Raw genomic sequence first — 26,032 nt, forward strand, 5'->3', positions numbered from 1 at the left:
ATCACAAGCAGATCAAGAGCAAGATCAAGAGCGGCTCGCTTCGCATCGTGGTTACCGGTGGCTGCGGCGAACTGCACAGTTGTGTAGATACCTATGGCTATCGCAGGCAAGCCAGCTCCCACAGTAGTCCTGCGTATATTCAGTCTAATCCGCGGGGGAGTTGCAGGGTGACACGCAGGCCGCCTTCGCGCAGGTTCTGCAAACTCACTTCGCCCCCATGGCTGTGGGCAATGTTGCGCGCAATCCCCAACCCCAACCCGTAACCCTGCTGCTGGCCGGCCAGGCGAAAGTGCGGTTCAAACACTTGCTCCAGTCGCTGCTGCGGCACACCAGGCCCTTCGTCATCCACATGCAGGATGAACTGCACGCCATCGTCCTCGATATGCAAATGCGCGTTCTGCCCGTACTTGAGCGCGTTGTCGATCAGGTTGCCGATGCAACGCTTGAGCGCCAGCGGCTTGCCTGGGTAGGCTGACAGCGCCGTGCCATCGAGGGTCACTCGGCCATTGCCATGGGGTGCCAGGTACGGCTCCACCAGGCATTCGAGGACGTGGTTGAGGTCCACCGGCTGGATGTTTTCGTGGATGTCGGTGTCTTTCACACATTGCAGCGCGCCCTTGACCAGCAATTCCAGCTCATCCAGGTCACGGCCGAATTTGTTTTGCAGGTTCTCGTCTTCCAGCAATTCCACGCGCAGGCGCAGGCGGGTGATGGGCGTGCGCAGGTCATGGGAAATCGCGCTGAACAACTGGCTGCGCTCGGTCAGGTAACGGCTGATGCGTTCACGCATGGCATTGAACGCACGGCCCACTTCCACCACTTCACTGCCGCCGCCTTCCGCCACCGGCTCCACATCGGCGCCCAGGGACATGTCCCGCGCCGCTCGCGCCAGGCGCTTGAGCGGCCTGCTTTGCCAGTGCACCAGCAGGCCGATGAACAGCAGCAGAAAACCGCTGGTGAGCACGATGAACCACACCTGCTGGGACGGCAGGCCTTGCTCTTCCAGGCTGGTGTAGGGCTCGGGCAATAGCGAGGCGATGTACAGCCATTCACCGGGTGCCAGTTGGATCTGGGTGACCAGCACCGGCGGGTTCACCGGTTCCAGGGTCAGCGCGTAATGGGCCCAGGAGCGTGGCAGTTCGTCGAGCTTCAGGCCAGCATTGAAGATGCGCAGGTCTTCGGCGCTGACGAACTCAACCGAGATGTGCACGTCGGCACCCAGGGTCTGGCGCAGCACTTCATCCACCGCCACCAGTACCGCTTGCTTGCGCGGGGTTTCGGGCAGTATTTGCATGTCCAGCGGGCGATCATTGAGGGTCACCACAAAACGCGTGCCGCCCATGCTGCGCAATTGGTCCAGCACCAACGGGCGATAGGCCACCGGCAGCGACCGGAAGTAACTCACGCTGGCGGTCATTGAATGCGCCAAGCTGCGGGCGCTGGTGACCAGGCCCTCAAGCTGGGTGGCGCGCAGTTGCGACACCCAGATCACGCTGGACAGCGCTTGGGCGAACAGCACCGCCAGCAAGGTCAGGAGTAACATGCGCCCCAGCAGCGAGCGGGGTACCGGGAAGCGGCGACGGCGTTCGTTCAGCGGTTCAGTGGGCATTGCCGGCAACCACGCTGGCTGCCAGTTGATAGCCGCTGCCGCGCACGGTGCGGATCAGCCGCGGTGGTTTCTCGGTGTCGCGCAGGCGCTGGCGCAAGCGGCTGACGGCCATGTCGACGATACGGTCCAAGGGCATCAGGTCGCGGCCACGGGTGGCGTTGCCGATGGTGTCGCGGTCGAGGATCTGCTGCGGGTGGTCGAGAAACAACTTGAGCAAGGCGAAATCGGCACCGGAGAGAATTACCTCTTCACCATCCACATGAAACAAACGGTGGCTGATCATATCCAGGCGCCATTCATCGAACACCCACACATCGCCGCCACTGCTGCGCTCCTGGCCGAATTGGCAGCGGCGCAGCAGTGCCTTGATGCGCGCCTGCAACTCGCGGGGGCTGAACGGCTTGCCGATATAGTCATCGGCGCCCAGCTCCAGGCCGATCACGCGGTCGGCTTCGTCGGAACTGGCGGTGAGCATGATGATCGGCACCTGCGCCTGGCGCGGGTGCTGGCGGATCCAGCGGCACAGGCTGAAGCCGTCTTCGTCCGGCAACATCACATCGAGGATGACCAGGTCGCACGGCGCCTCGTTCATCGCCTGACGGAACCCCGCGCCATCGGACACGCCACGGACCTGGAAGCCGGCGCGACTGAGGTAGGTTTGCAGCAATTCGCGGATTTCCTGGTCGTCGTCGACGAGGAGAATGGATTTACTGATTACGCTCACGGGGGCCTCCTTGTTGTTATGGCCTGGCTTAAATCATCGGGTGCCCTTTAGGCCGTCATCGCAGGCAAGCCAGCTCCCACACTTGGAATGCATTCCAGACTGTGGGAGCTGGCTTGCCTGCGATGGCGCCATTATGACCTATGCAAAAGCTTGCTCAAGCGCCACACCCGCCCCAGTCAGCCCGGAATACGGCGCCGTCACCAGCCACACTGGAATACCCTTGAAGTAGTCGCTCATGCAGCCTTTATCCGCAAAGCTTTTAGCGAAACCACTAGTGATAAAGAAGTCGGCAAACCTCGGTATCACCCCGCCCACGATATACACGCCACCCCGCCCACCGGTGGTCAAGACGTTATTGCCCGCCACCCGGCCCAGCCAGATGCTGAACTGGTCCAATACTTCCATGGCCACCGGATCGCCGGCCAGGCCCGCCGCCGTGATGGCTTCGGGGGTGTCCAGCACAGGCTCATGCCCATCCACCGTACAAATAGCCCGGTACAGCCGCGGCAAGCCGCCACCGCTTAACGCGGTTTCGGCGCTGACATGCCCGATCTCGCTGTAGATGTGTTGCCACAGCTGGGTTTCCCGTGGGCTGCTCAGGGGCAGGTCGACATGCCCACCCTCCCCCGGCAATGCTACCCAGCGGCCTGCGCCGAGGTCCAGCAAGGTGCCGACGCCAAGACCGGTGCCCGGGCCGATCACCACGGCCGGGCGCAAGGGCTCTGGCGTGCCTTCGCAGACCACGCGAAATTCGTCGGGCTTGAGCCGGGTCATGCCCAAGGCCATGGCCGAGAAATCGTTGACCAGCAACAGCTCATCCACCTGCAGGGCCTGACAAAACGCGGTTTTGCTCAGGCGCCAGTGGTTGTTGGTGAACTTGAATTCATCGCCGCTCACCGGCCCGGCCACCGACAGGCACACCGCACCGATGTCGCCGATTTGCAGGCCTTCTTCTTTGAGGTAGAGCTTGATCGCCTCTTCAGGGCTGCCGTGATCCGCCGTGGCATGCACGCGGATCGAATGCAGTTCCTGATCCCGCCATAACGCAAAACGGGCGTTAGTACCCCCGATGTCACCGACCAGCGCAAGCTTCACTTAAGCGTCTCCAAGGCAGAGGTAAAGGCGCTGGCGCCCTGCTCTGCGGAGCTTGCGGCCAAGCGCATGAATGCAAACAGCTCGCGACCGGCCCCCACGTTATTGCCCAACAGGCCCGTGGCAGGCGTGCGCGCTGCAAATACTTCGGCGTCCACCTTAAGCTCCAGGGTGCCGGTAACGCCATCCACACGGATGATATCGCCATCCTGGACCCGCGCCAGCGGCCCGCCGCTCTGGGCTTCGGGATTGACGTGGATCGCGGCAGGGATCTTACCCGACGCGCCGGACATTCGCCCATCTGTCACCAGCGCCACTTTGAAACCACGGTCCTGCAACACGCCCAGGAACGGTGTCATCTTGTGCAGTTCCGGCATGCCGTTGGAGCGCGGCCCCTGGAAGCGCATCACCGCGACGAAGTCTTTTTCCAACAAGCCGGCCTTGAAGGCATCGGCCAGGTCCTGCTGGTCCTGGAACACCACCGCCGGCGCTTCGACAACCTGATGCTCCGGGGCTACCGCCGAAACCTTCATCACGCCACGGCCGAGGTTGCCTTCCATCACGCGCAAGCCGCCTTCCGGCGAGAACGCACGGGCCACCGGGCGCAGGATGGTTTCGTCGAGGCTTTCGATCGGGCCGTCGCGCCAGACCAGTTCGCCATCCACCAGGAAAGGTTCCTGGATATAGCGGCTCAGGCCCTTGCCGGCCACGGTGTTGACGTCTTCGTGGAGCAGGCCGGCTTCCAGCAGTTCGCGGATCAGGAACGACATACCGCCCGCCGCCTGGAAGTGGTTGATGTCAGCCTTGCCGTTTGGATACACGTGGGACAGGGTTGGGACTACCTCGGAGAGGTCGGCCATGTCCTGCCAGGTCAGGATGATGCCTGCCGACATGGCGATGGCCGGCATGTGCAGGGTGTGGTTGGTGGAGCCGCCGGTGGCGTTGAGCGCAACGATGGAGTTGACGATGGACTTCTCGTCGACAATCTCGCCAATCGGCGTGAAGTTGCCATTGGCCTTGGTCAAACGCGTGACCTGGTGGGCGGCTTCGCGGGTCAACGCATCCCGCAGCGGCGTGTACGGGTTGACGAAAGAAGCGCCGGGCAAGTGCAGGCCCATGACTTCCATCAGCAACTGGTTGGTGTTGGCAGTGCCGTAGAAAGTGCAGGTGCCGGGGCTGTGGTAGGACTTCATCTCCGATTCCAGCAGCTCTTCGCGGCTGGCCTTGCCTTCGGCGTAGCGCTGGCGCACATCAGCCTTCTGCTTGTTGGAGATGCCCGACGGCATCGGCCCGCCAGGCACGAAAATCATCGGCAGGTGGCCGTAGCGCAATGCGCCCATCATCAGGCCAGGGACGATCTTGTCGCAGATGCCCAGCATCAGCGCGGCGTCGAACATGTTGTGGGACAGCGCTACCGCCGTAGACATGGCGATGACTTCACGGCTGAGCAGGCTCAGCTCCATGCCCGGCTCGCCCTGGGTGACGCCGTCGCACATGGCGGGGGTGCCGCCGGCGAACTGGCCGACCGAGCCGACTTCGCGCAGGGCCTTTTTGATTTGTTCGGGGAAATGCTCGTAGGGCTGATGCGCCGAGAGCATGTCGTTATAAGAAGAAACAATTGCCACGTTGGCGGCATTCATCATGCGCAGGCTGTTTTTGTCTTCGGTGCCGCAACCGGCCACGCCGTGGGCGAAGTTGGCGCATTGCAGCTTGCCGCGCATCGGACCGTCGCTGGCTGCGCCGCGAATGAGCGCAAGGTAAGCCTCGCGGGTGGCGCGGCTGCGGGCGATAAGCCGTTCGGTGACCTCAAGAACGCGGGGATGCATGTATAGAACTCCAGGCTAACGGATGTGGCGACCTGAGAGTCTATGCTGATCAAACGCCCACGGCTCATGGGATGGCAGGGGGTCGTTTGGATCATCGGACCAGTTGATTCAGGTCACTCGTTGTAGATTGAACAAAATATTGCCACTAAAAAGGCTTGTTTTCTATTTTTATGCGAATAATCTTGTAATTCTTACAACAAATCGACGACAGGCACTTTCCGATGACTCTTCGAATCGCAATCAATGGTTTTGGCCGTATCGGCCGTAATGTCCTGCGCGCACTGTATACCCAAGGCTATCGCCAGGATTTGCAGATCGTCGCCATCAATGATCTGGGCGACAGCTCGATCAATGCCCACCTGCTCAAGTACGACACCGTACACGGCACTTTCGATGCAGAGGTTGCCCACGATCAGGAAAGCCTGACCGTCAATGGTGACCGGATTGCCGTCAGTGCCATTCGCAACCCCGCCGACCTGCCGTGGGCTGCACACAAGATCGACGTGGTATTCGAATGCACCGGTCTGTTCACCGACCGTGACAAGGCTGCCGCGCATATTAGCGCTGGCGCGCGCAAGGTGATCATTTCGGCCCCGGCCAAAGGCGCTGACGCCACTGTGGTTTACGGCGTAAACCATGACATTTTGCGTCAATCCCACCAGATCATTTCCAACGCATCGTGCACCACCAACTGCCTGGCGCCGGTGGCCCAGGTGCTGCACCGCGAGCTGGGTATCGAAAGCGGCCTGATGACCACCATTCACGCCTACACCAACGACCAGAACCTCACCGACGTCTACCACACCGACCCGTACCGCGCGCGTTCGGCCACCCAGAACATGATCCCGAGCAAGACCGGCGCCGCTGAAGCGGTGGGCCTGGTGCTGCCGGAACTGGCAGGCAAGCTGACCGGCATGGCGGTGCGTGTACCGGTGATCAACGTGTCGCTGGTGGACCTCACCGTGCAGCTGAAGAAAGAAGCCACGGCCGATGAGGTCAACGCCCTGCTCAAACACGCCAGCCAGCATTCGAAGATCCTCGGCTACAACACCCTGCCGCTGGTTTCCAGTGACTTCAACCATAACCCGCTGTCGTCGATCTTCGACGCCAATCACACCAAGGTCAGTGGCAAATTGCTCAAAGTATTAGCGTGGTATGACAACGAGTGGGGCTTCTCCAACCGTATGCTGGATAACTGCCTGGCGTTGTGTAACGCCGAGTAACTCCACAAGATCGACCAGATCGTTCCCACGCTCTGCGTGGGAATGCCACCCTGGACGCTCCGCGTCCTGCTCTTAAAGTTGTGACGCGGAGCGTCACAGGATGTGTTCCCACGCAGAGCATGGGAACGAGCGGCACAATCTCCAAGGCATCTCAAAGTGCCACTTGCCATTTCAGTTGATGATAAGCATTATCATTCACTGCAAATCGGTCTGGTATCACTGTGAGCCAATCTCGCTTCAACCACGTCTTCCTCACCCAACGGGTGATCCTGCTACGAACCCTGCAACGCATGGTGCACAACCACAGCACTGCCGAGGACCTGTTGCAGGAAACCTACCTGCGCGTGACTCGGGCCCTGAGCGAGCGGCCAATCGACCACCTTGAACCTTTTGTCTACAAGACAGCCCGCAACCTGGCGCTGGATCACTTGCGCTCGCGCAGAATTCAGGCGCGCACCCTGCAGGAGGATGTCCCGCTGGATGTCCTGCAAAGTGTCGCAGCGCCCGCTAGCACGCCGGAGGAAGCCACCCAGGCCGAGCAACTGCTGGAGCACTTGAGTGTCAGCCTCGGCCAGTTGAGCGCCCGCCAGCAGCGGATTTTCATCCTCAGCCGCTTGCACGGTTGCAGCTATCAGGAGATTGCCGATCAGTTGGGTGTGTCCTTGAGCACAGTGCAAAAGGAACTCAAATTGATCATGGCTATCTGTGTGGGTGTGGCCGAACGGCTGGATCAGCCTTAAGCTTCACCCGACAGAGGTGTCGATCCAAGCTGTAGGAAAAATGAATAGAACGTGGCGAAGACCCGAGGAACACCGTGACGGACCCGAATAAACTGCGCCCCCATGCGTTGGCTCATGAGGTGTTGCAAGACGCGGCCATGGACCAAGCCCTCGATTGGCTGATCGCCTTGCAGTGCCCGCAACCTGGGCAGCAGGCCGCGTTCGACGCCTGGCTGGCCCAGGACCCGGCGCATGTCCACGCTTTCAGCAAGGCCCAGGCCGCCTGGGGTGACGCACCGGTGCACAGCGCCGCCGTGGCCCTCGCCGCACCGCGCAAGCCCAGCGGCTGGCGCCGGATCAAACCGCACTGGAAACCCTTGGCCACCGCCGCCGTGCTGCTGATCGGCCTGTTCAGTTTCAGCAACCTGCCGGTGCGTTTGCAGGCCGACCATCTGACGGTGGTGGGCGAGCGCCAGCGCCTGCAGCTGGATGATGGCTCCAAGGTGCTGCTGAACACCAACTCGGCATTTTCCAGCACCATCAAGGACCACCAGCGCATTGCCCGCCTGTACCAGGGCGAAGCGTTCTTCGAAATAGCGCCCTCCCGTGGCCTGCCCCTGGAGATCGACGCCGGCCCGGTGCGCGCCAGCGTGCGTGATACCGCCTTTGCCGTGCGCTACCTCAATGGCGAAGCCCAGGTTCAAGTGCAGCGCGGCGATGTCGACCTGAGCAATACTTTCGACGATGCCCGTGTGCGCCTGAGCGCCGGTGAAAGCATCCGCATCGGCCCCAAGGGTTTCGGCCAACCGGCCAAGCTCGATGCCAGCAAAGACCTGGCCTGGGTCCAGGGCCGTCTGGTGTTCGAAAACTGCCCGCTGAGCGAAGTGCTGGCTGAGCTGCGCCGCTATTACCCCGGCTGGATCGTCAACAACAACGAGCAGTTGGCCAGCGTCGCCGTCACCGGCAACTACCGCCTGGACCAACCCCTGGACGTGGTGCGCTCCCTGGCTCACATCACCTCGGCCAAGCTGTCGGAGTACCCGGCGCTGGTGATCCTGAACTAAATGAGAATTATTTTTACTCGATGTTAACCGGCGATACGTCTCGTTATAGCCAATGCAACTGATTCCTATTTGGTTCGGTTCGCAACTATAAGATTCGTCTCCCGGAGCGCTCTCGATGTCCTCTCGTTTCAACCGCCGGTCTGCTTCGCCCGTTTTGTCCTTGCTGACCGCCGCGATCCTGCTGGCTGGCGTGCCCGTCATGAGCGCCAGCGCCGCCGAACCTGCCGCTCGCAGCCACGCCAATTACACCTTCAGCATTGAACAGCAGCCACTGGTGTCGGCGCTTAACGCCTTCACCGCAGTGACCGGCTGGCAAGTCGGCCTGCCGGCCGAACTGGGCCAGGGCGTTTCGTCCCCGGGCGTGCGTGGCCCGCTACCAGCGGAAAAAGCCCTGGAGCGGCTGTTGGTGGGGACCAACCTGAGCTATCGCAAACTGGGCACCAACAACATCGTGCTGGAAAAACGTAGCGCCGGCAGCGCCCTCGCCCTGCAACAGGTGACCATCAGCGCCACCCGTAACGAACAGGATGTGAACAGCGTACCGAGCACCGTCAGCGTGCACGACCGCCAGGAACTGGACCGCCAGAACGTCAACAACATCCGTGAACTGGTGCGCTACGAACCCGGCGTCTCCGTCGGCGGCGCTGGTAGCCGCTCGGGTAACGCGGGCTACAACATTCGAGGCATCGATGGCGACCGCGTGCTCACTCAGGTGGATGGCGTCGAAGTGCCCGACAATTTCTTCAACGGCCCCTACGCCAAGACCCGCCGCAATTACGTCGACCCCGAAATCGTCAAGCGCGTGGAGATCCTGCGCGGCCCGGCCTCGGCCCTGTATGGCAGCAGCGCCATCGGCGGCGCGGTGAGTTATTTCACCCTCGACCCGGACGACATCATCAAGCCAGGCCAGGACGTCGGCGCCCGCCTGAAGACCGGCTACAGCTCCGCCGACGAGAGCTGGCTGACCTCCGGCACCTTCGCCGGGCGTGTGCAGGACTTCGACGGTTTGCTGCACCTGAGCCAGCGCAATGGCCATGAAACCGAGTCCTACGATGGCAATAACGCCACCGGCCTGGCCCGCACCGGCGCCAACCCGGAAGATGCACGCACCACCAACGTGCTGGCCAAGCTGGGCTGGAACTATGGCGATGACAACCGTTTGGGCCTGACCTACGAGAAGTTCAAGGATGACCGCGACGTCAATCTGAAAAACGCAGTGGGCGGCCCGTTCATCGGTGGCCGGGGCATGAACCTGTACCGCGACCGTCGCGGTAACGACACCATTACCCGCGAGCGCTTCGGCCTGGAAAACACCTTCGCCCTGGAGTCGCCGATTGCCGACCGCATCAAGACCAGCCTCAACTACCAGATCGCCAAGACCGACCAGACCACGGCGGAAATCTACCAGGCCGGCCGTCGCGTACTGCGCACCCGCGACACGCTTTACGAAGAAAAACAGTGGGTCTTCGACGCTCAGTTAGACAAGGCTTTCAGCCTGGGTGAAACCGAGCACCAGGTGACCTACGGCACCACCCTCAAGCAGCAGAAAGTCACCGGCTCACGCGAAGGCTCGGCCTCGTGCCTGGCCATTGGCGCCGGCTGCACCGCCATTGGCGGGCCAAGCCCATCAGCCGGCGACAGCGTGAAGAAGGCCAGCGACTTCCCCGACCCGACCATCAACACCTACTCGCTGTTCGCCCAGGACCAGATCACTTGGGACAAATGGACCTTCCTGCCCGCCGTGCGTTATGACTACACCCGGCTCAAGCCCAAGCTGACCCAGGAGTTCCTCAACACCGTCAACCCGACCGGTGCCTATGCCGTCGATGGCAAAGACAAGACCTGGAACCGCGTAACACCCAAGTTCGGCCTCACCTATGCCCTGACCGACAACTACACCTGGTTCGGCCAGTACGCCGAGGGCTTCCGCACGCCGTCCGCCAAGGCCCTGTACGGTCGCTTCGAAAACCTGAACCTGGGCTACACCGTCGAACCCAACCCCGACCTCAAGCCGGAAACCAGCAAAGGCATCGAAACCGGGATTCGCGGCAAATTCGACGAAGGCTCCTTCGATATTGCGGTGTACTACAACAAGTACCGTGACTTTATCGACGAAGACAACGCCGTGGTCGGCGGCACCGTGGAACAGTTCCAGGCGGTCAACATCAAGCGCGCCACCATCAAGGGCGTGGAAGCCAAGGGCCGCCTGAACCTGGATACCTTCGGCGCGCCGAAGGGCCTGTATACCCAGGGCTCGGTTGCCTACACCCACGGTCGCAATGACGACAATGGCGAGCCGTTGAACAGCGTCAACCCGCTCAAGGGCGTGTTTGGCCTGGGCTACGACCAGGACACTTACGGTGGCCTGCTGAGCTGGACCTTGGTGAAAAAACAGAACCGCGTCGACAGCACGACCTTCCACGCGCCCGACGGCGGCACCGACGGCCCGTTCAAGACCCCGGGCTTCGGCATCCTCGACCTGACCGCTTACTACAAGGTGAGCAAAGACGTGACCGTCAACGGTGGCCTCTACAACCTCACCGACAAGAAGTACTGGAACTGGGATGACGTGCGCAGCTACGACAGCGTCGGCGAAGCCGGTGTCACCGGCCCGGCCAACCTCGACCGCCTGACCCAGCCCGGTCGCAACTTCGCGATCAACGTGATCTGGGACATCTGACCCATGCGCCCCACCTCGCCGCCCATGCATCTGCGGCGAGGTGAGGATTTTTTACTGTGCCGCGTCTTCTTGTTCGTCTAGTTGATAACAGCTCTCTTTAAGGGCACCCAGGCGCTTCTCTTCTCAAGGACTTTTTTCATGACCGCTTCTTCCACCGCAGAACGCCCAAGCCTGCGCTCCCAACGCCTGAACCAAATCACCAACGAGCCGCACACCAAGCTCGACGCATTGGTGAAGGCTCACGCGCCGTTCGAAACCCAGGCCAACTTCGCCCGCTTCGTCGTGGCCCAATACCTGTTCCAATCGGAACTGGTAGCCCTGTACAACGATGCCGAGCTGAACCAGATCATCCCTGACCTGGCCGCCCGCTGCCGCGCCGAAGCGGCCAAGCTCGACCTGGCAGACTTGGACACCGAAATCCCGGCCCCGGTTGCCGGCGCGGTGAACAACCCCAGCAAAGCTGAAGCTTTGGGCTGGCTGTTCGTCTCCGAAGGCTCCAAGCTGGGCGCTGCATTCCTGATCAAGCGCGCCGTGGGCCTGGGCCTGAGTGAAACCTTCGGTGCGCGCCACCTGGGCGAGCCGGCCGGCGGTCGCGCCGAGGGCTGGAAGAGTTTCACCCGCACCCTCGACGGCCTGACATTCAGTGCCGAAGAAGAAGCTGCCGTGGAAAAAGGCGCGATTGATGCGTTTGTGCGCTTCACCGTGTTGCTGGAACAGGCGTACGCTAGCGCCCCAGAACTGGCGTAAGTGTTCCGGTAGACGGCGGTTCAATGTGGGAGCTGGCTTGCCTGCGATGGCGGGGGGTCAGCTCCAGATGTTTAACCTGATGCACCGCTATCGCAGGCAAGCCAGCTCCCACATTTGAGTGCGTTTCATCGCTGACAATGTGTAAACCCTCCCACCAGAAAACTGCAGCATGACCGGCAAACCCCAATCCTCCTCCAAAATCGCCCAAATCCTCTTCGGCCTGCTGGCCTACGTGAGCCTGGGCATCGGCTTGGTGGCGATTGTGATACCGGGGTTGCCCACCACCGAATTCATCCTGCTCGCCGCCTGGGCCGCCACCAAAAGCTCGCCGCGCCTCAGCGCCTGGCTGGAAAACCACCGCCTGTTCGGGCCGATCCTGTCCAACTGGCGCAATGGCAAGATCATCGCCCGTCGCGCCAAGGTCAGCGCCACCGTGAGCATGTTGCTGTGCGCCGTGTTGATGCTGGTGATGCTCGATCACGGCTGGCCGGTGTACCTGGCGATTGCCGGGATGAGCCTGGGCAACCTGTGGATCTGGTCCCGCCCCGAACAGCTGGCACGTCCCGTCTAAGGCGGCCTGTAGGCGTTTTCCTACCGCTCATCGCCTCTTCCTCATGAATTGATTTGTGACGCCGATGTTTCAGGCATGACGCCGAAGGGACTTGGCGCGTTTGCGTGCATTCCAACAAGTCCATTCGTGAGTGAACCTATGTTCGACACCCTCTCCATCCGCTTGAAAATCGTGTTGCTGTCCGGCCTGTGTCTGCTGGGTGTGATTGCACTGGTGGTCGGCATCAATATCTACAACACCAACCAGAACGATCGGTTGGTCAGTGATTCAAGCTCACGAATGCTCACCGCCAGCGTGGAGCAGTTGCTGCAATCCAAAGCGGCCGAACAGGCCGGCCACTTACAGCAGACCTTCGGCGAAAACCTGCTGGTAATCACCGCCCTTGCCGACCAGATCAAAGACCTGCGTCAGTTGGGCACCCAGCGTTCCCTGGAAGCCGGTGCCCTGCGTGAAGAACTCAACCGCAGCGTCAAAACCGCGTTCGAGCGCAACACCAAGGTGCTAGGCATCTGGTTGTCGTTCGAACCCAACGGGCTGGATGGCAAGGACAGCGAATTCATCGACGACAAGGCGCGCGTTTCCAATGAAAAAGGTCGGTTTTCCAGCTACTGGAGCCGGGCTGGCGGCGAAGGCCAGAACACCATCATGGTCGAAGATGACCTGACCAAGACCACCCTCAACCTTAGCGGTACGCCCTACAACATCTGGTACACCTGCCCACGGGACACGCGCAGCACTTGCCTGCTGGACCCGTACGAAGACACAGTGGCCGGCAAACCGGTACTGATGACCACCATTTCTCTTCCGCTGATCGTCGACGGCAAAGTCATCGGCGTCGTCGGTGTGGACATTGCCCTGACCGCCCTGCAAGCGACCACCGATGCGGCACAAAAAGACCTGTTCAACGGTGCCGCCCACCTGGAGATTCTGTCCAGCACCGGCCTGATCGCCGCCTACAGTGGTGAGCCGGCCAAAGTCGGCAAGAACCTGATCGACAGCATCGGCGCCGAAGGCAAGGAGATCGTGCAACTGCTGGCCAATGACCGTCCTGTTATCCGTGAGCAGGACGACACCATTCGTGCCGTATATCCGCTCAAGCCGATTGCCGGTGCCAAATCCTGGGGTGTGGTGATCAAGCTGCCCAAAGCGGTGATGCTGGCCGACAACGAAAAACTCCAAGCCGTACTCGACGAGGCCCAGGCAACGGGCACGCTCAAAGCCCTGCTGGTGGCCGCCGCCGCCGGCCTGCTGGGCTTGCTGCTGATCTGGCTGACCGCTACTGGCGTGACCCGCCCTATCAATAGCGTGGCCGCCATGCTCAAGGACATCGCCAGCGGTGACGGCGACCTCACCCAGCGCCTGGCCTACGCCAAGAAGGACGAATTGGGCGAGCTGGTGAACTGGTTCAATCGTTTCCTCGACAAGCTGCAGCCGACCATTGCGCAGATCAAGCAAAGCATCACCGAAGCCCGTGGGACGGCCGATCAATCGTCCGCCATTGCGCGCCAGACCAGCGAAGGCATGCAGGTGCAGTTCCGTGAAATCGACCAGGTCGCCACCGCGTCGAACGAAATGAGCGCCACCGCCCACGACGTGGCCAACAGCGCCTCCAATGCCGCCAGCGCGGCACGCGGCGCCGACCAGTCGGCACGCGAAGGCATGTCGATCATCGAGCAGAGCACCCGCGATATCACCACTCTGGCCGACGAAGTCAGCAAAGCCGTGGGCGAAGTCGAAGCCCTGGCGGTCAACAGCGAGCAAATCGGTTCAGTGTTGGAGGTGATCCGCAGCATTGCCGAACAGACCAACCTGCTGGCATTGAACGCCGCGATTGAAGCGGCACGCGCCGGCGAAAGCGGGCGTGGTTTTGCGGTGGTGGCCGACGAAGTGCGCAACCTGGCCAAGCGCACCCAGGACTCAGTCGAGGAAATCCGCCTGGTGATCGAGCGTATCCAGAGCGGCACCCGTGGCGTAGTGGCGACCATGCACTCCAGCCAGCACCAGGCGCAGAGCAATGCCGGGCAGATCCATCAAGCCGTGCAAGCCCTGGGCAAGATCAGCGACGCGGTCACGGTGATCAGCGACATGAACCTGCAAATCGCCAGCGCTGCCGAACAGCAGAGCGCGGTGGCCGAAGAGGTCAACCGCAACGTCTCGGCGATTCGCACCGTGACTGAAACCCTCACGGGTCAGGCCACCGAGTCGGCGGCGATCAGCAGCCAGCTCAATGCGCTGGCCAGCCAGCAGATGAAGTTGATGGATCAGTTCAGGGTCTGATTCGGTTCTGAAAACATTGCCTCCTGTAGGAGCGAGCTTGCTCGCGAAAAACGTCAACGATAACGCGTGCTTCCTGAATAAACGCGGCGCCTGTGAGTTTTTCGCGAGCAAGCTCGCTCCTACATATAGAGCAGGATGGTGGTGAATTACAGGCCGGGCCAGGCCTGGACGAACGGCGTCAGGTCTTCCTTCGGCGCCGTGCGTGGCGGGTTCTGCGGTGTGCCCAGGTAGAGAAAGCCAATCACTTCTTCATTCGCCGCCAGCCCCAGGCCTTTGGCGACATGGGCCGAGTAGGACAATTCGCCAGTACGCCACACCGCGCCAATACCCTGGGCATACGCCGCCAGCAGAATGCCGTGGGCCGCACAGGCGGCGGCCAGCAATTGCTCGGACTTGGGCACTTTGAAATGCTCTTGCAAACGTGCAATCACCACCACCACCAGCGGCGCACGCAGCGGGCCGTTCTGGGCCTTGTCGATGGCGGCTTGCGGTGCGTCGGCATCCTGCAGGCGGGCGGCTTCGGCCAACAGGGTGCCCATCTGTTCACGGGCTGCACCTTCCACGGTAAGGAAACGCCACGGGCGCAGTTGGCCGTGATCGGGCGCGCGCATGGCGGCGGCGAACAGCAGGTCGCGCTGCTCCTGGGTCGGTGCCGGGTCGAGCAAACGGGGCACGGAAACACGGTTGAGCAAAGCGTCGAGAGCCTGCATTGGCCACCTCCATAAAAAAATGTGCGGTCATTCTAACGGGAAAGAATCGGGATGCCACCAAACGATAATTGCTCTTATTCAATCTGCCCTGCCCTGTTAGACTTTGCGCCTTAATTTTCTGCCCTCGTCCAGGAATCTTGATGTTCCGTGCGCTTTTATACCTGCCAGCAGCGTTGATGGCTTTAAGCCTGACTGCGTGCGATGACGCCCCTCGCTTCACAAAAGCAGAGCCGGGTGAATCGCGGGCCGGTGGCGCGGCGACGGTAAACAAGCGCGACCAGAACGCCTTTTCCCTGCCCTCGGCCAACCTGGCGCCCACGCGGCGCCTGGACTTCAGCGTCGGCAACAGCTTCTTTCGCAACCCTTGGGTGATTGCGCCGTCCACCACCACGGCGCGCGATGGCCTAGGCCCGCTGTTCAATACCAACGCCTGCCAGAACTGCCATATCAAGGATGGCCGTGGCCACCCGCCGCTGCCTGACGCGCCCAATGCCGTGTCGATGCTGGTGCGCCTGTCCATCCCGGATGCTCAGCCTTACGCTAAGCTCATCGAACAGATCGGCGTGGTGCCCGAGCCGGTCTACGGCGGGCAACTCCAGGACATGGCGGTGCCAGGCGTTGCGCCGGAAGGCAAGGTGCGGGTTGACTACACACCGGTCAACGTCAGGTTCAAGGACGGTACGGTGGTTGAATTGCGCAAGCCCGACCTGCAGATCACCCAACTCGGCTACGGCCCGATGCACCCCGACACACGCTTCTCGGCGCGTATCGCCCCGCCGATGATCGGCCTGGGCCTGCTCGAAGCGATCAGCGATGCCGATATCCTGCGCAACACTAACCCCAAGACCGCCGACAAAGAGGCCATCGTGGGCCGCGTCAATTGGGTCTGGGATGACGCCCAGAACAAAACTGTCCTCGGGCGTTTTGGCTGGAAAGCCGGGCAGCCCAACCTCAATCAACAAAACGTTCACGCGTTTTCGGGTGATATGGGCCTCACCACGTCCCTGAGACCCTTCGATGACTGCACCGACGCCCAAGTGGCCTGCAAACAGGCGCCCAACGGCAATGGCCCCGAGGGTGAGCCGGAAGTCAGCGATAACATCCTGCGCCTGGTGCTGTTCTACACCCGCAACCTCGCAGTGCCCGCACGTCGGGACGTTGATACGCCGCAAGTGCTGGCCGGCAAGAACCTGTTCTACCAGGCCGGTTGCCAGGGCTGTCACAAACCTACGTTCACCACGGCCGCCAACGCCGCCGAACCTGAACTGGCCAACCAGTTGATCCGCCCTTACAGCGACCTGCTGCTGCACGATATGGGCGAAGGCCTGGCCGACAACCGTAGCGAATTCAAAGCCACCGGCCGCGACTGGCGCACTCCGCCGCTGTGGGGCATCGGCCTGACGCAAACCGTGAGTGGCCACACCCAGTTCCTGCATGACGGCCGCGCCCGCAACCTGCTTGAAGCCGTGCTGTGGCATGGCGGTGAAGCCCAAGCGGCGCAGCAACATGTGTTGTCGTTCAATGCCGAGCAGCGTGCCGCGTTGCTGGCGTTCCTGAATTCTTTATAAGCTTTGCCCCACTTACAGAAGGGAGCTCGACATGTTTCGTCCCAAGTTGTTGTTCACCAGCCTCGCCGCCCTGGCCTTGGGCGCCTGCTCGCCCCAAGACCCGCAAGCCGTGACCTCGGCGGCCATCGCCAAGCAAGTGATCCTGCCAACCTACAGCCGCTGGGTTGAGGCCGACCGTCAGTTGGCCGTCAGCGCCCTGGCTTACTGCCAAGGCAAGGAAAGCCTGGACACCGCCCGCGCCGACTTCCTGCACGCGCAAAAAGCCTGGGCCGAGCTGCAACCGCTGCTGATCGGCCCGCTGGCCGAAGGCAACCGGGCGTGGCAGGTGCAGTTCTGGCCAGACAAGAAGAACCTGGTCGGCCGTCAGGTCGAACAACTGGTCAGCGCCCAGCCGCAGATCGACGCCGCGGCCCTGGCGAAATCCAGCGTGGTGGTACAGGGCCTGTCGGCGTACGAATACATCCTTTACGACGCCAAGCCTGACGTCGCCGACGACGCCCAGAAAGCGCGCTATTGCCCGCTGCTGATGGCGATCGGTGAACGCCAGAAAGTCCTGGCCGAAGAGATCCTGGCCAGTTGGAACAGCACCGACGGCATGCTCGCGCAGATGACCAAGTTTCCGAACCAGCGCTACGCTGATTCCCACGAAGCCATCGCCGACCTGCTGCGCGTGCAAGTGACCGCCCTGGACACCCTGAAGAAAAAACTCGGCACCCCGATGGGCCGCCAGACCAAGGGCATCCCGCAACCGTTCCAGGCCGATGCCTGGCGCAGCCAGTCGTCCCTGCAAAGCCTGGAAGCCAGCCTCGCCGCGGCTCAGATCGTGTGGGTGGGCGTCGATAACAAAGGCCTGCGTGGCCTGCTGCCGGCGGACCAGAAGCCACTGGCCGAGAAAATCGACGCCGCCTACGCAGCGTCCCTGAAACTGTTCGCCAGCAACCAGCGCACCCTCAACGAACTGTTGAATGACGACGCCGGGCGCCAGCAACTCAACGACATTTACGACAGCCTCAACGTGGTCCACCGCCTGCATGAAGGCGAACTGGCCAAGGCGCTGGGCGTACAACTGGGCTTTAACGCCAACGACGGTGACTGATGATGCTCAGGCGACAGGCTTTGGCGGTGGGCAGCGTGCTGCTCAGCGCTATCACCTTGGGTGGCTGGACGCTGTTCAAGCACAAAGACAAAGGCCCGCTGCTGCTGTCGGCGCGCGATGATGCCGACGGCAAGCACTACGCTGTCGGCTATCGCCTGGACGGCAAGCCGGTATTTGCCACCCAGGTCGGCCAGCGCTGCCATGACATCATCAACCACCCGACCTTGCCGATTGCACTGTTCGTCGCCCGTCGCCCAGGCACCGAGAGCTACCTGATCGACCTGCGCGACGGCAGGCTGCTGCAAACCATCACCTCGAACGCCAACCGCCATTTCTATGGCCATGCGGTGATCCACAAGAGCGGTGACTGGCTGTACGCCACCGAGAACGACACCTCCGACCCCGGTCGGGGCCTGTTGGGGGTGTATAAGTTCGAAGGTGAGCGGCTGGTGCACAGCGGCGAGATATCCACCCACGGCATCGGCCCGCATCAAGTCGCGTGGATGCCCGACGGCGAGACGCTGATCGTGGCCAACGGTGGCATTCGCACCGAAGCCGAAAGCCGGGTAGAGATGAACCTCAACGCCATGGAGCCAAGCCTGGTGCTGATGCGGCGCGATGGCAGCCTGATCAGCAAGGAAACCCTGGCCCAGCAGATGAACAGCGTGCGGCACATGGGTATCGCCAGCGATGGCACCATCCTCACCGGGCAGCAGTTCATGGGCCCGTCCCAGGAGCGTTCCGAGTTGCTCGCGATCAAGCGCCCGGGGCAGCCGTTCGTGGCGTTCCCGGTGGCGGATGAACAGTTGCAGGCGATGGGGCATTACACCGCCAGCGTGGCGGTGCACAGCGAACTGCGCCTGGTGGCGTTGACGGCACCGCGGGGCAACCGCTTTTTTATCTGGGACATGGACACCGCCGAACTGCGCCTGGATGGGCCCTTGCCGGACTGTGCGGGGGTGGGCGCTGTGGCGGATGGGTTTGTGGTGACATCCGGTCAGGGGCGTTGCCGCTTCTATGACTGCCGCCAGAAAAACCTGGTCGCACAACCGCTGCAACTACCGGCGGGGCTTTGGGACAATCACCTGCACCTGATCTGAAATTACCCTTCTGTGGCTGATCGTTCCCACGCTCTGCGTGGGAATGCAACCCGTGACGCTCTGCGTCACTGGCGCTAACGGACGAGACGCAGAGCGTCTCAAGAGGCATTCCCACGCAGAGCGTGGGAATGATCATGCCTGGCGCACCATAAAAAAAGGGCCTCGCATGGCAAGGCCCTTTTCGGGGTCAATCGTTTCAACTTTGCGGCCTCATCGCTTGAGACATGCCGAACATGAATAACAGCAATTCATGGTCGGGCTTGGCCGCCACACTCGTCTTGGCAATGCGTGGCAGCAGGCATTGCCCGCCACCGTCTACCGCACTCAACACTTGTGTACGAGGTTGTTCCCATACCGCCAGGGCCAGGGCTGCAACACCCAATGCCCCGACCAGAAACAAACCTCGTGCTATTTCTAGCTTCATCTGGTTAAACCCTTGATAGCGCTGCCAAACGCCGTCTCGTAAAAGTAGCTGAGTTTTTTCCAGTCGGTATCATTCCACGACGAATGGCGGCGCAATTGCAGCATATCGTGGGACGCGGCCCGATAAGCGGTCAGGCGCTGGCGGCATTTCTCGAAATCCAGCAGGGCCACTTCCACTGTCGCCGCATCAGGCTCACCGGTCACCCGCACGAAGATGTGCTTGATATACAGGCAACCGTGTTGCCATCGGCCTTTGTGCATACGGGCCAAGGTGCCGGCCAACTCTTGCAGCAGGCGCTCGTGGACCGCCTCGCCATACTGTTGGCGGCCACCGGCGGCGTACCAGTTTTCGATCTCGTCGAAACCGTCCAGGGACGCGGTCACCAACAGGGCTTTCCATTGGTGCTCCGGGTCGCGACGCGCCTCGCAAAACACCAGTTCCGGCACACGCACATCCAGCAAACGCAGGCCTTTGAGGGCATCACGCTCACGCAGCACGGTCGGACGCCCAAAGGGGTGCAGCCAACTGCGGTAAATGTGGCCGGTCTGGCGCTTGCAATAGAGCAAGCGACCGTTAGGGCTGATCACCCGCTGCACGCCACTTTCACCACCCCGGCGACGGTTGGGTTCTTCCACCCATTCACCTTGCTGACGCCAGAAAAAATCAAATCGTTCTTCGGGAGCTACATGACTGCCTACTACGCACTCAACTGCCATCCTGTTACCTCTTGCGCAATACATACACTCGCCACATGGCGTAGAGCGGTATGAAGTCCAGGGATTCCTGAACACGGAAACCGGCCTGCTCGAATTCTGCCTCGACAGTAGCAGCCGGTAACACAAACCGGTTTTGGTAACCTTCCTGCTCACCTTTTTTGCGACGACGCACTTCGCTGCGCTTGCGCTTCCAGGCCTTGAAATTGCCGTCCACCCACAGCGAAATAATCACGCTGTCGCGGGTAACACGTTGAAACTCGCGCAGTATTGTCAGCCTGTGCTCCGGCTCACCAATGTGGTGCATCAAGCGCATGCAAAAAATACTGTCGACGGAGTTATCTGGCAAATCGATATCAAAGGCAGACGTCTGCAAAGGGCGTACCCGTTTCACCACCTCTGCCGGCTGGGCAGCGGTGGCGATCTTCAACATCGACGCCGAATTGTCAGCTCCGATAATCACACGGTTGGGTTTTTCGGCCAGTAACGGCCAGAAGCGTCCAGCGCCACACGGCAGGTCCAACACCAGGCCCGGCTCACCGGCCATGGCCAATGCGCCGCGCGCCAGTTGCTCGTCGCGTTTGTGGGACAACCGGCGAGCCAGATTGTCCTGATGCTTGAGCAAATATTTCTGCGCGTGTTGATCGTCGTACTTGTCAGAAAATTCCAGCTTGATCGGGGAAGGCATCTTACGTCTCCAGTAACTGATGCCTACGACCTTAAGCAGCGAACTGTGATCAACAGGTCAACTCGTTGTGAAAATCTTGTCCTGTCCAACTGCATACATTTCAAGACTTTACAGAAACATTCAGTAGCACCGGGCCATCTTCGCCGAAAAGCAGGCAGTCTGCATCAGCAAAACGACAGACTGAAGGGTCAGGTTTTGACTGGGTTGAGCTCCACATGAAAACGGCAGCCATTGGGCTCCATGGTGCTCAGGCTTACGCTCCAGCCCTGGCTTTCGCAGATCCGTTGCACCAGCGACAGGCCGAGGCCGAGGCCCTCGCCACGTTTCTCGCTACCGCGCACGAACGGCTCGAACATCGCTTCGCGCTTCTCTTCGGGGATGCCGACACCGGAGTCCTCCACCACGAAGCCACTGGGCTCCAGCGTCAGGCGGATAAACCCGTGTTCGGTGTAATGCAGGGCATTGCGCAGCAAGTTGCCCATCACCGCATGCAAGAAGGTGGTGTTGTAGCGGGTGTCCAGGGGGTTGCCTGGCAGGTAGATCAACGCCAGGCCTTTTTTCTCGATGGGCTCGCGCCAGATGCCGAGCAGGTCTTCGGCCACCTGGGTGAGGTTGCCCTGGGGCGAACTGGCGGCGTCGTCGTGTTTGGCGCGGGCCAGCATCAGGAAGGTCTGTACGAGCTCGCGCATTTCTTCACAGGCACGAGCAATGCGCTCCACCTGGTTGCGACCTCGTTGATCGATGGCTGGGTTTTCGCGCAGCAGTTCGCAGGAACTGGCCAGGACCATCAAGGGCGTGCGCAACTCATGGCTCACATCGCTGGTAAACAGCTGCTCGCGCGACAACGCCTGGCGCAAGCGGCCGAGGGTGGCGTCGAACGCCACCGCCAGTTCGCCCACTTCATCGGCGGCGTAATCCGGCGCCAGGGGCGGTGCCAGGCCCAACAGTTGGTCACGATGACGGACCTGGCGGGCCAGGCGTACCACCGGCGCCATCACCTTGCGGGCCAGCACCCAGCCGAGGAACGCCGCCAGTGCCAGGCTGAGCACGAAGCCCACCAGCACCACCGCAAACAGCACGCGCTCACGCTCTTCGAAATCGCTCTGGTCTTGCAGCAACACATAACGCCGACCATCGACCACTTCAACCATGGCGTGGTACGACAGCGCCTCACGAAACACCTCATGAAACCCAGGGTCCAGATGGCGCAGGTCCTTGGGCAGTTCAAAATCGCCACGCCCGCCGCTGAAATAAAACAGCTGGTCCGGCTCCGGCCGGTGGCTCCAGTCTTCGACGCTGTCCATCAACAGCAGGCGCTGCAGGTCACCGCCCAGGCCCGCCGAGATCAACTTCTCTTCCACCAGGTGCACCGTCGCAATGATGCCCACGGCGAAGGCCCCCGCCACCAACGCACTCATCAAGGCGAAAGCGATGATGATCCGCTGGGCAAGGCTTTGCTTAAACTCCATCACGACCCTCGGCCAGGCGATAACCCACACCGTGCACGGTTTGCAGTAGCGGTTTGGCGAAAGGCTTGTCGATCACTTGGCGCAGTTGATGAACGTGGCTGCGCAGGCTGTCGCTGTCCGGGCAGTCGTCGCCCCACAGGGCTTCTTCGAGAACTTCCCGGCGCAAAACATGCGGGCTTTTCTGCATCAGCACGGCGAGCAGTTTCAGGCCCACCGGGTTGAGCTTGAGCAGGCGCCCTTCGCGGGTGACTTCCAGCGTATCGAGGTCGTAGTTCAGGTCACCCACTTGCAGGGCACGACGCCCGCCGCCCTGGGCACGGCGCAACACTGCTTCGATACGCGCGGCCAGTTCCGACAAGGCGAACGGCTTGAGCAGGTAATCATCAGCGCCAGACTTGAAGCCCTGCAGCCGGTCATCCAGTTGGTCGCGCGCGGTGAGCATGATCACCGGCGTATCACGGCGCGCGTCTTCACGCAGGCGTTTGCACAAGGTGTAACCATCGATGCCGGGCAACATGATGTCGAGCACGATCAGGTCGTAATGCTCGGTGGCCGCCAGGTGCAGGCCCGACAAACCGTCCTGCGCACAGTCCACTGTGTAGCCTTTGAGCCCCAGGTAATCGGCCAGGTTGGCGAGGATATCGCGGTTGTCTTCAACCAATAGAATTCGCATGGGCAGTGTCTCCGTACGCGGTAACGGCCGTGTTGGCTCGCGCAGCTTAAGGCCAAGCGAGGCTCAGGGATAGAGCGCAGAGCCCCGCCGATAAAGGTTTTCAACTGTTTGTAGAGCCGAACAAGTTTTTCACTATAGCTTCACAAACTGACTACAGCCTCAGGAAGAAGATCGCCCCCCATTGATCTAAGGAACATAGACATGGGTTTTTTCAAAACAGCGCCAATGCGCTATTTGCTGTTGATCACCGGTGCCTGGTTAGTGGTTTTCCTGCTCACCCGCAGCGTGCTGCTCATTACCCACCTGGATGAAGTCAGCGGCAACCTGTTGCCGGTGTTTGGCGTGGGTTTGCTCTACGACTTGGGTTTCCTGGCCTATGCAGCCTTGCCGCTTGGCCTGTATCTGCTGCTCTGCCCGCCTGCCTTGTGGCGCCGCCGTGGCCATCGCTGGTTCCTGCAAGCGGTGCTGACCGTCAGCCTGTTCGCCATGCTGTTCACCTCGGTGGCCGAATGGCTGTTCTGGGATGAGTTTGGCGTGCGCTTCAACTTTATCGCCGTCGATTACCTGGTGTACTCCGATGAGGTACTGAACAACCTGCTGGAGTCTTACCCGATCGGCAAGCTGCTGAGCCTGCTGGCGATGCTGGCACTGATTCTGAGCGTGGCTCTGCGCAAACCCTTCAATGCCGCGATGGCAGCGCCCTTGCCTGCGCTGCGTGGCCGTTTGGTCAACGCCCTGGGCCTGCTGGTGCTCGCCGGCCTCAGCCTGCAACTGGTCAGCCAAGACAGCCCACGCACCCAAGGCGGTAACGCGTATAACAACGAATTGGCCAGCAACGGCCCCTATCAGTTCTTTGCCGCGTTCCGTAACAACGAATTGGACTACACACAGTTTTACAAAAGCCTGCCGACCGACATCGTCGCCAAGCAGTTGCGCGCCGAACTGAGTGAGCCCAACGCCCGCTTTATCGACCCGGACCCGCTGGATATTCGCCGTGCCATCACCAACCCCGGCACACTGCGCAAACCCAACATCGTACTGGTGACCATCGAGAGCTTCAGCGCCAAGTACATGGGCAGCAATGGCGATGCGCGCAACCTCACGCCCAACCTGGATGCGTTGCGCCAACAGAGCCTGTACTTCAATAACTTCTATGCCACCGGTACGCGCACCGACCGCGGCCTGGAAGCCATTACCCTGGCAATTCCACCGACACCAGGGCGTTCGATCGTCAAGCGCATCGGCCGCGAAAGCGGGTTCGCCAGCCTGGGTCAACAGCTCTCGGCCATCGGTTATGACAGCGTGTTTGTCTATGGAGGGCGCGGTTACTTCGACAATATGAACGCGTTCTTCAGCGGCAACGGTTATCGGGTGGTGGACCAGAGCAGCGTGCCCGAAGCAGAAATCTCATTCAAAAACGCCTGGGGCATGGCCGACGAAGACCTGTTCAAACAGACCTTGAAACTGGCCGACGCCGATTACGCCAAGCAACAGCCGTTCTTGCTGCAACTGATGACCACCTCCAACCATCGCCCCTACACCTACCCGGACGGGCGTATCGACATCAAGTCCGGCAAAGGCCGCGACGGTGCGGTGAAATACACCGACTACGCCATCGGCCAGTTCCTTGAGGCAGCGCGCCAGAAGCCGTGGTTCGATAACACGATCTTCGTGTTCGTCGCCGACCACACCGCCGGCAGCGCAGGCAAGGAAGACCTGCCGATCACCAACTACCAGATTCCGCTGTTTATCTACGCGCCCAAGCTGATCGACGCACGGGAGTCCGCTCAACTGTCCAGCCAGATCGACCTGGCGCCGACCTTGCTGGGCCTGCTCAACCTGAGCTACGAATCGACATTCTTTGGCCGCAACCTGCTGCAGGACAACCCATTGCCTGCACGGGTGGTGGTGGGCAATTACCAGCACCTGGGTCTGTTTGATGGCAAGGACTTGGCAATCCTCAGCCCGCGCCAAGGCTTGCGTCGCCACGACCAGGCCCTGGGCGAGAGCCAGGAGCTGCGCGTCGGTAGCGATGACCCCTTGATCCAACGGGCGATCACCTACTACCAGGCCGCCAGTTACGACTACAAACAGCAACTGCTGAGCTGGAAAGCGCCCAAGGAAGAAGCTCCAGTCTTAAGCAAACGCTAATCAAAAAGCCCCGTGCAGGTAGCACGGGGCTTTTTCACCAAGGTTCGTGATGAAATCCCCTTCTTCTTTACCGGTTTCCAAACCGCTTAATTTTTGGCTGTGCCTGGGCCTGCCTGCCAGCGCTGCAGTGGCGTTGCTGTTGCTGGAACTGACGTCCCTGGACATGGACCTGGCCAGGCATTTCTACAGCGCAGAGGCGGGCGGCTTCATTGGCCGCTATAGCTTCTTTCTTGAAGACATCCTGCATGACCGTGCCAAGCAACTGGTGATCCTGTTTTCGGTACTGGCGATTCTCGGCCTGGTCGGCAGCTTCATCCTGCAGCGGCTCAAACCGTACCGCCGTGAGCTGGTGTGCCTGGTGCTATCGCTGGGCATGGCGACGGCGTTCGTGTCGCCATTGAAAACCATCACCGCCGTGCAATGCCCCTGGAGTCTCAAGGAGTTCGGCGGCCAGGAAACCTACAGCGAACTGCTCAGCCCGCGCCCGCCTACCGATAAACCCGGCCGCTGCTGGCCCGGCGGGCATGCCGCCACCGGGTTTGCCTTGTTCGCCTGGTTCTTCGCCCTGCGGGATCGACGGCCACGCCTGGCGCGCTACGCGTTCATCTTTGCTGTCAGCCTGGGCAGCGTGTTTTCCGTCAGCCGTATGCTGCAAGGGGCGCACTTTTTTTCCCACAATGTTTGGACAGCGATTTTTTGCTGGCTGATCTGCCTGGGGTTGTATTGCTTGTTGCTGTACCGGCCTGCACGGCAACGGTCGTAGCTTTCTGTAAGAGCGAGCTTGCTCGCTCCTACAAAAAAGCCATTAGGGCTGCCTGCGAAAGCCAACGGTAACCACGATGCGAAGCGAGTCGCTCTTGATCTGCTTGTGATCTTGATCTCAGGCGCCCCGTTAAACCACGCTGGCC

Annotated in this window: 22 protein-coding genes; 12 read left to right on the plus strand and 10 right to left on the minus strand. The window is 61.1% G+C overall.

Annotated elements, in window-relative coordinates:
• Nucleotides 1-139: 139 nt before the first annotated feature.
• From QK296_RS26965 to edd, 4 genes are all read right to left on the minus strand, one after another.
• Nucleotides 140-1,609 (minus strand): ATP-binding protein, encoded by a 1,470-nt coding sequence (locus QK296_RS26965; protein ID WP_003193917.1) that lies wholly within the window; start codon nt 1,607-1,609, stop codon nt 140-142.
• The gene (locus QK296_RS26970; protein ID WP_003193918.1) at nt 1,599-2,333 is read right to left on the minus strand and encodes a response regulator transcription factor; all 735 of its coding nucleotides are present in this window, start codon (nt 2,331-2,333) and stop codon (nt 1,599-1,601) included. The genes QK296_RS26965 and QK296_RS26970 overlap by 11 nt, the downstream gene beginning before the upstream one ends.
• A gap of 138 nt (nt 2,334-2,471) precedes the next feature.
• A complete protein-coding gene (locus QK296_RS26975; RefSeq protein WP_192002283.1) occupies nt 2,472-3,428 on the minus strand; it encodes a glucokinase in 957 nt (318 codons plus the stop codon).
• Nucleotides 3,425-5,251: a phosphogluconate dehydratase gene (gene edd / locus QK296_RS26980; RefSeq protein WP_014719752.1), complete on the minus strand. Its 1,827-nt coding sequence runs from the start codon at nt 5,249-5,251 to the stop codon at nt 3,425-3,427. Before edd ends, QK296_RS26975 begins: the two co-directional genes overlap by 4 nt.
• Before the next feature lie 221 nt (nt 5,252-5,472).
• Here edd and gap point away from each other — a divergent pair, with 221 nt between their 5' ends.
• The 7 genes from gap (at nt 5,473) to QK296_RS27015 (ending at nt 14,532) form a co-directional block, all read left to right on the plus strand.
• The gene (gene gap, locus QK296_RS26985; RefSeq protein WP_003193921.1) at nt 5,473-6,474 is read left to right on the plus strand and encodes a type I glyceraldehyde-3-phosphate dehydrogenase; all 1,002 of its coding nucleotides are present in this window, start codon (nt 5,473-5,475) and stop codon (nt 6,472-6,474) included.
• Between the two features lie 221 nt (nt 6,475-6,695).
• Complete coding sequence (locus QK296_RS26990) at nt 6,696-7,214, plus strand: sigma-70 family RNA polymerase sigma factor (protein ID WP_282392000.1); 519 nt, start codon at nt 6,696-6,698, stop codon at nt 7,212-7,214.
• 74 nt (nt 7,215-7,288) lie between these two features.
• Nucleotides 7,289-8,257, plus strand: a complete 969-nt coding sequence (locus QK296_RS26995) for a FecR domain-containing protein (RefSeq protein ID WP_003193923.1) — start codon at nt 7,289-7,291, stop codon at nt 8,255-8,257.
• Nucleotides 8,258-8,372: 115 nt separating this feature from the next.
• Entirely contained in the window at nt 8,373-10,937 is a 2,565-nt protein-coding gene (locus QK296_RS27000; RefSeq protein ID WP_282392002.1) for a TonB-dependent receptor, read from the plus strand.
• 138 nt (nt 10,938-11,075) lie between these two features.
• Nucleotides 11,076-11,684, plus strand: a complete 609-nt coding sequence (locus QK296_RS27005) for a biliverdin-producing heme oxygenase (protein ID WP_047711689.1) — start codon at nt 11,076-11,078, stop codon at nt 11,682-11,684.
• A 169-nt stretch (nt 11,685-11,853) separates the two neighbouring features.
• The gene (locus tag QK296_RS27010; protein WP_057710493.1) at nt 11,854-12,255 is read left to right on the plus strand and encodes a YbaN family protein; all 402 of its coding nucleotides are present in this window, start codon (nt 11,854-11,856) and stop codon (nt 12,253-12,255) included.
• 138 nt (nt 12,256-12,393) lie between these two features.
• Complete coding sequence (locus QK296_RS27015; protein WP_094775298.1) at nt 12,394-14,532, plus strand: methyl-accepting chemotaxis protein; 2,139 nt, start codon at nt 12,394-12,396, stop codon at nt 14,530-14,532.
• A gap of 146 nt (nt 14,533-14,678) precedes the next feature.
• On the opposite strand, the gene QK296_RS27020 is transcribed toward QK296_RS27015, so the two are convergent.
• A complete protein-coding gene (locus QK296_RS27020) occupies nt 14,679-15,242 on the minus strand; it encodes an NAD(P)H nitroreductase (RefSeq protein WP_137203897.1) in 564 nt (187 codons plus the stop codon).
• Nucleotides 15,243-15,382: 140 nt separating this feature from the next.
• Between QK296_RS27020 and QK296_RS27025 the strand changes: the two genes are divergently transcribed.
• Genes QK296_RS27025 through QK296_RS27035 form a run of 3 tightly spaced genes read left to right on the plus strand, consistent with a single transcriptional unit; the run spans nt 15,383 to nt 19,006 of the window.
• Complete coding sequence (locus QK296_RS27025) at nt 15,383-16,810, plus strand: di-heme oxidoredictase family protein (protein WP_169856279.1); 1,428 nt, start codon at nt 15,383-15,385, stop codon at nt 16,808-16,810.
• Between the two features lie 31 nt (nt 16,811-16,841).
• The gene (locus tag QK296_RS27030) at nt 16,842-17,906 is read left to right on the plus strand and encodes an imelysin family protein (protein ID WP_282392007.1); all 1,065 of its coding nucleotides are present in this window, start codon (nt 16,842-16,844) and stop codon (nt 17,904-17,906) included.
• A 2-nt stretch (nt 17,907-17,908) separates the two neighbouring features.
• A complete protein-coding gene (locus QK296_RS27035) occupies nt 17,909-19,006 on the plus strand; it encodes a DUF1513 domain-containing protein (RefSeq protein ID WP_282392013.1) in 1,098 nt (365 codons plus the stop codon).
• A gap of 196 nt (nt 19,007-19,202) precedes the next feature.
• Here the strand turns inward: QK296_RS27035 and QK296_RS27040 are convergent, their stop codons facing one another.
• The 5 genes from QK296_RS27040 to colR all read right to left on the minus strand — a co-directional run bounded on the left by QK296_RS27040 (nt 19,203) and on the right by colR (nt 22,973).
• A complete protein-coding gene (locus QK296_RS27040; RefSeq protein WP_003193932.1) occupies nt 19,203-19,430 on the minus strand; it encodes a hypothetical protein in 228 nt (75 codons plus the stop codon).
• Nucleotides 19,427-20,146 carry a lipopolysaccharide kinase InaA family protein gene (locus QK296_RS27045; protein ID WP_003193933.1) on the minus strand — a complete coding sequence of 240 codons (720 nt, stop codon included), beginning with the start codon at nt 20,144-20,146 and terminating at the stop codon, nt 19,427-19,429. Before QK296_RS27045 ends, QK296_RS27040 begins: the two co-directional genes overlap by 4 nt.
• A gap of 4 nt (nt 20,147-20,150) precedes the next feature.
• Entirely contained in the window at nt 20,151-20,831 is a 681-nt protein-coding gene (locus QK296_RS27050) for a class I SAM-dependent methyltransferase (RefSeq protein WP_003193934.1), read from the minus strand.
• 188 nt (nt 20,832-21,019) lie between these two features.
• Nucleotides 21,020-22,300, minus strand: coding sequence for a HAMP domain-containing sensor histidine kinase (locus tag QK296_RS27055; protein ID WP_003193935.1), 1,281 nt, complete (start codon nt 22,298-22,300; stop codon nt 21,020-21,022).
• On the minus strand, nt 22,290-22,973 hold the full coding sequence (gene colR, locus QK296_RS27060) for a two-component system response regulator ColR (protein WP_003193936.1): 684 nt from the start codon (nt 22,971-22,973) through the stop codon (nt 22,290-22,292). The genes QK296_RS27055 and colR overlap by 11 nt, the downstream gene beginning before the upstream one ends.
• 201 nt (nt 22,974-23,174) lie before the next feature.
• On the opposite strand from colR, the gene QK296_RS27065 reads away from it, so the two are divergent.
• Both QK296_RS27065 and QK296_RS27070 read left to right on the plus strand, forming a co-directional pair.
• Nucleotides 23,175-25,124, plus strand: coding sequence for an LTA synthase family protein (locus QK296_RS27065; RefSeq protein WP_282392010.1), 1,950 nt, complete (start codon nt 23,175-23,177; stop codon nt 25,122-25,124).
• 49 nt (nt 25,125-25,173) lie between these two features.
• On the plus strand, nt 25,174-25,887 hold the full coding sequence (locus QK296_RS27070) for a phosphatase PAP2 family protein (protein ID WP_034134540.1): 714 nt from the start codon (nt 25,174-25,176) through the stop codon (nt 25,885-25,887).
• Nucleotides 25,888-26,032 lie beyond the last annotated feature (145 nt).

Origin of the sequence: Pseudomonas sp. AL10 (assembly GCF_029960685.1) — a bacterium.
In the GTDB taxonomy this organism is placed as follows: domain Bacteria; phylum Pseudomonadota; class Gammaproteobacteria; order Pseudomonadales; family Pseudomonadaceae; genus Aquipseudomonas; species Aquipseudomonas lactis.

Excerpts from the sequence above, each read along its gene's own strand:
- QK296_RS26965 (WP_003193917.1), bottom strand. The coding sequence starts at position 1,609 with ATGCCCACTGAACCGCTGAACGAACGCCGTCGCCGCTTCCCGGTACCC.
- edd (WP_014719752.1), bottom strand. The coding sequence starts at position 5,251 with ATGCATCCCCGCGTTCTTGAGGTCACCGAACGGCTTATCGCCCGCAGC.
- gap (WP_003193921.1), top strand. The coding sequence starts at position 5,473 with ATGACTCTTCGAATCGCAATCAATGGTTTTGGCCGTATCGGCCGTAAT.
- QK296_RS27000 (WP_282392002.1), top strand. The coding sequence starts at position 8,373 with ATGTCCTCTCGTTTCAACCGCCGGTCTGCTTCGCCCGTTTTGTCCTTG.
- QK296_RS27005 (WP_047711689.1), top strand. The coding sequence starts at position 11,076 with ATGACCGCTTCTTCCACCGCAGAACGCCCAAGCCTGCGCTCCCAACGC.
- QK296_RS27010 (WP_057710493.1), top strand. The coding sequence starts at position 11,854 with ATGACCGGCAAACCCCAATCCTCCTCCAAAATCGCCCAAATCCTCTTC.
- QK296_RS27015 (WP_094775298.1), top strand. The coding sequence starts at position 12,394 with ATGTTCGACACCCTCTCCATCCGCTTGAAAATCGTGTTGCTGTCCGGC.
- QK296_RS27020 (WP_137203897.1), bottom strand. The coding sequence starts at position 15,242 with ATGCAGGCTCTCGACGCTTTGCTCAACCGTGTTTCCGTGCCCCGTTTG.
- QK296_RS27025 (WP_169856279.1), top strand. The coding sequence starts at position 15,383 with ATGTTCCGTGCGCTTTTATACCTGCCAGCAGCGTTGATGGCTTTAAGC.
- QK296_RS27030 (WP_282392007.1), top strand. The coding sequence starts at position 16,842 with ATGTTTCGTCCCAAGTTGTTGTTCACCAGCCTCGCCGCCCTGGCCTTG.
- QK296_RS27035 (WP_282392013.1), top strand. The coding sequence starts at position 17,909 with ATGCTCAGGCGACAGGCTTTGGCGGTGGGCAGCGTGCTGCTCAGCGCT.
- QK296_RS27040 (WP_003193932.1), bottom strand. The coding sequence starts at position 19,430 with ATGAAGCTAGAAATAGCACGAGGTTTGTTTCTGGTCGGGGCATTGGGT.
- QK296_RS27045 (WP_003193933.1), bottom strand. The coding sequence starts at position 20,146 with ATGGCAGTTGAGTGCGTAGTAGGCAGTCATGTAGCTCCCGAAGAACGA.
- QK296_RS27050 (WP_003193934.1), bottom strand. The coding sequence starts at position 20,831 with ATGCCTTCCCCGATCAAGCTGGAATTTTCTGACAAGTACGACGATCAA.
- QK296_RS27055 (WP_003193935.1), bottom strand. The coding sequence starts at position 22,300 with ATGGAGTTTAAGCAAAGCCTTGCCCAGCGGATCATCATCGCTTTCGCC.
- colR (WP_003193936.1), bottom strand. The coding sequence starts at position 22,973 with ATGCGAATTCTATTGGTTGAAGACAACCGCGATATCCTCGCCAACCTG.
- QK296_RS27065 (WP_282392010.1), top strand. The coding sequence starts at position 23,175 with ATGGGTTTTTTCAAAACAGCGCCAATGCGCTATTTGCTGTTGATCACC.
- QK296_RS27070 (WP_034134540.1), top strand. The coding sequence starts at position 25,174 with ATGAAATCCCCTTCTTCTTTACCGGTTTCCAAACCGCTTAATTTTTGG.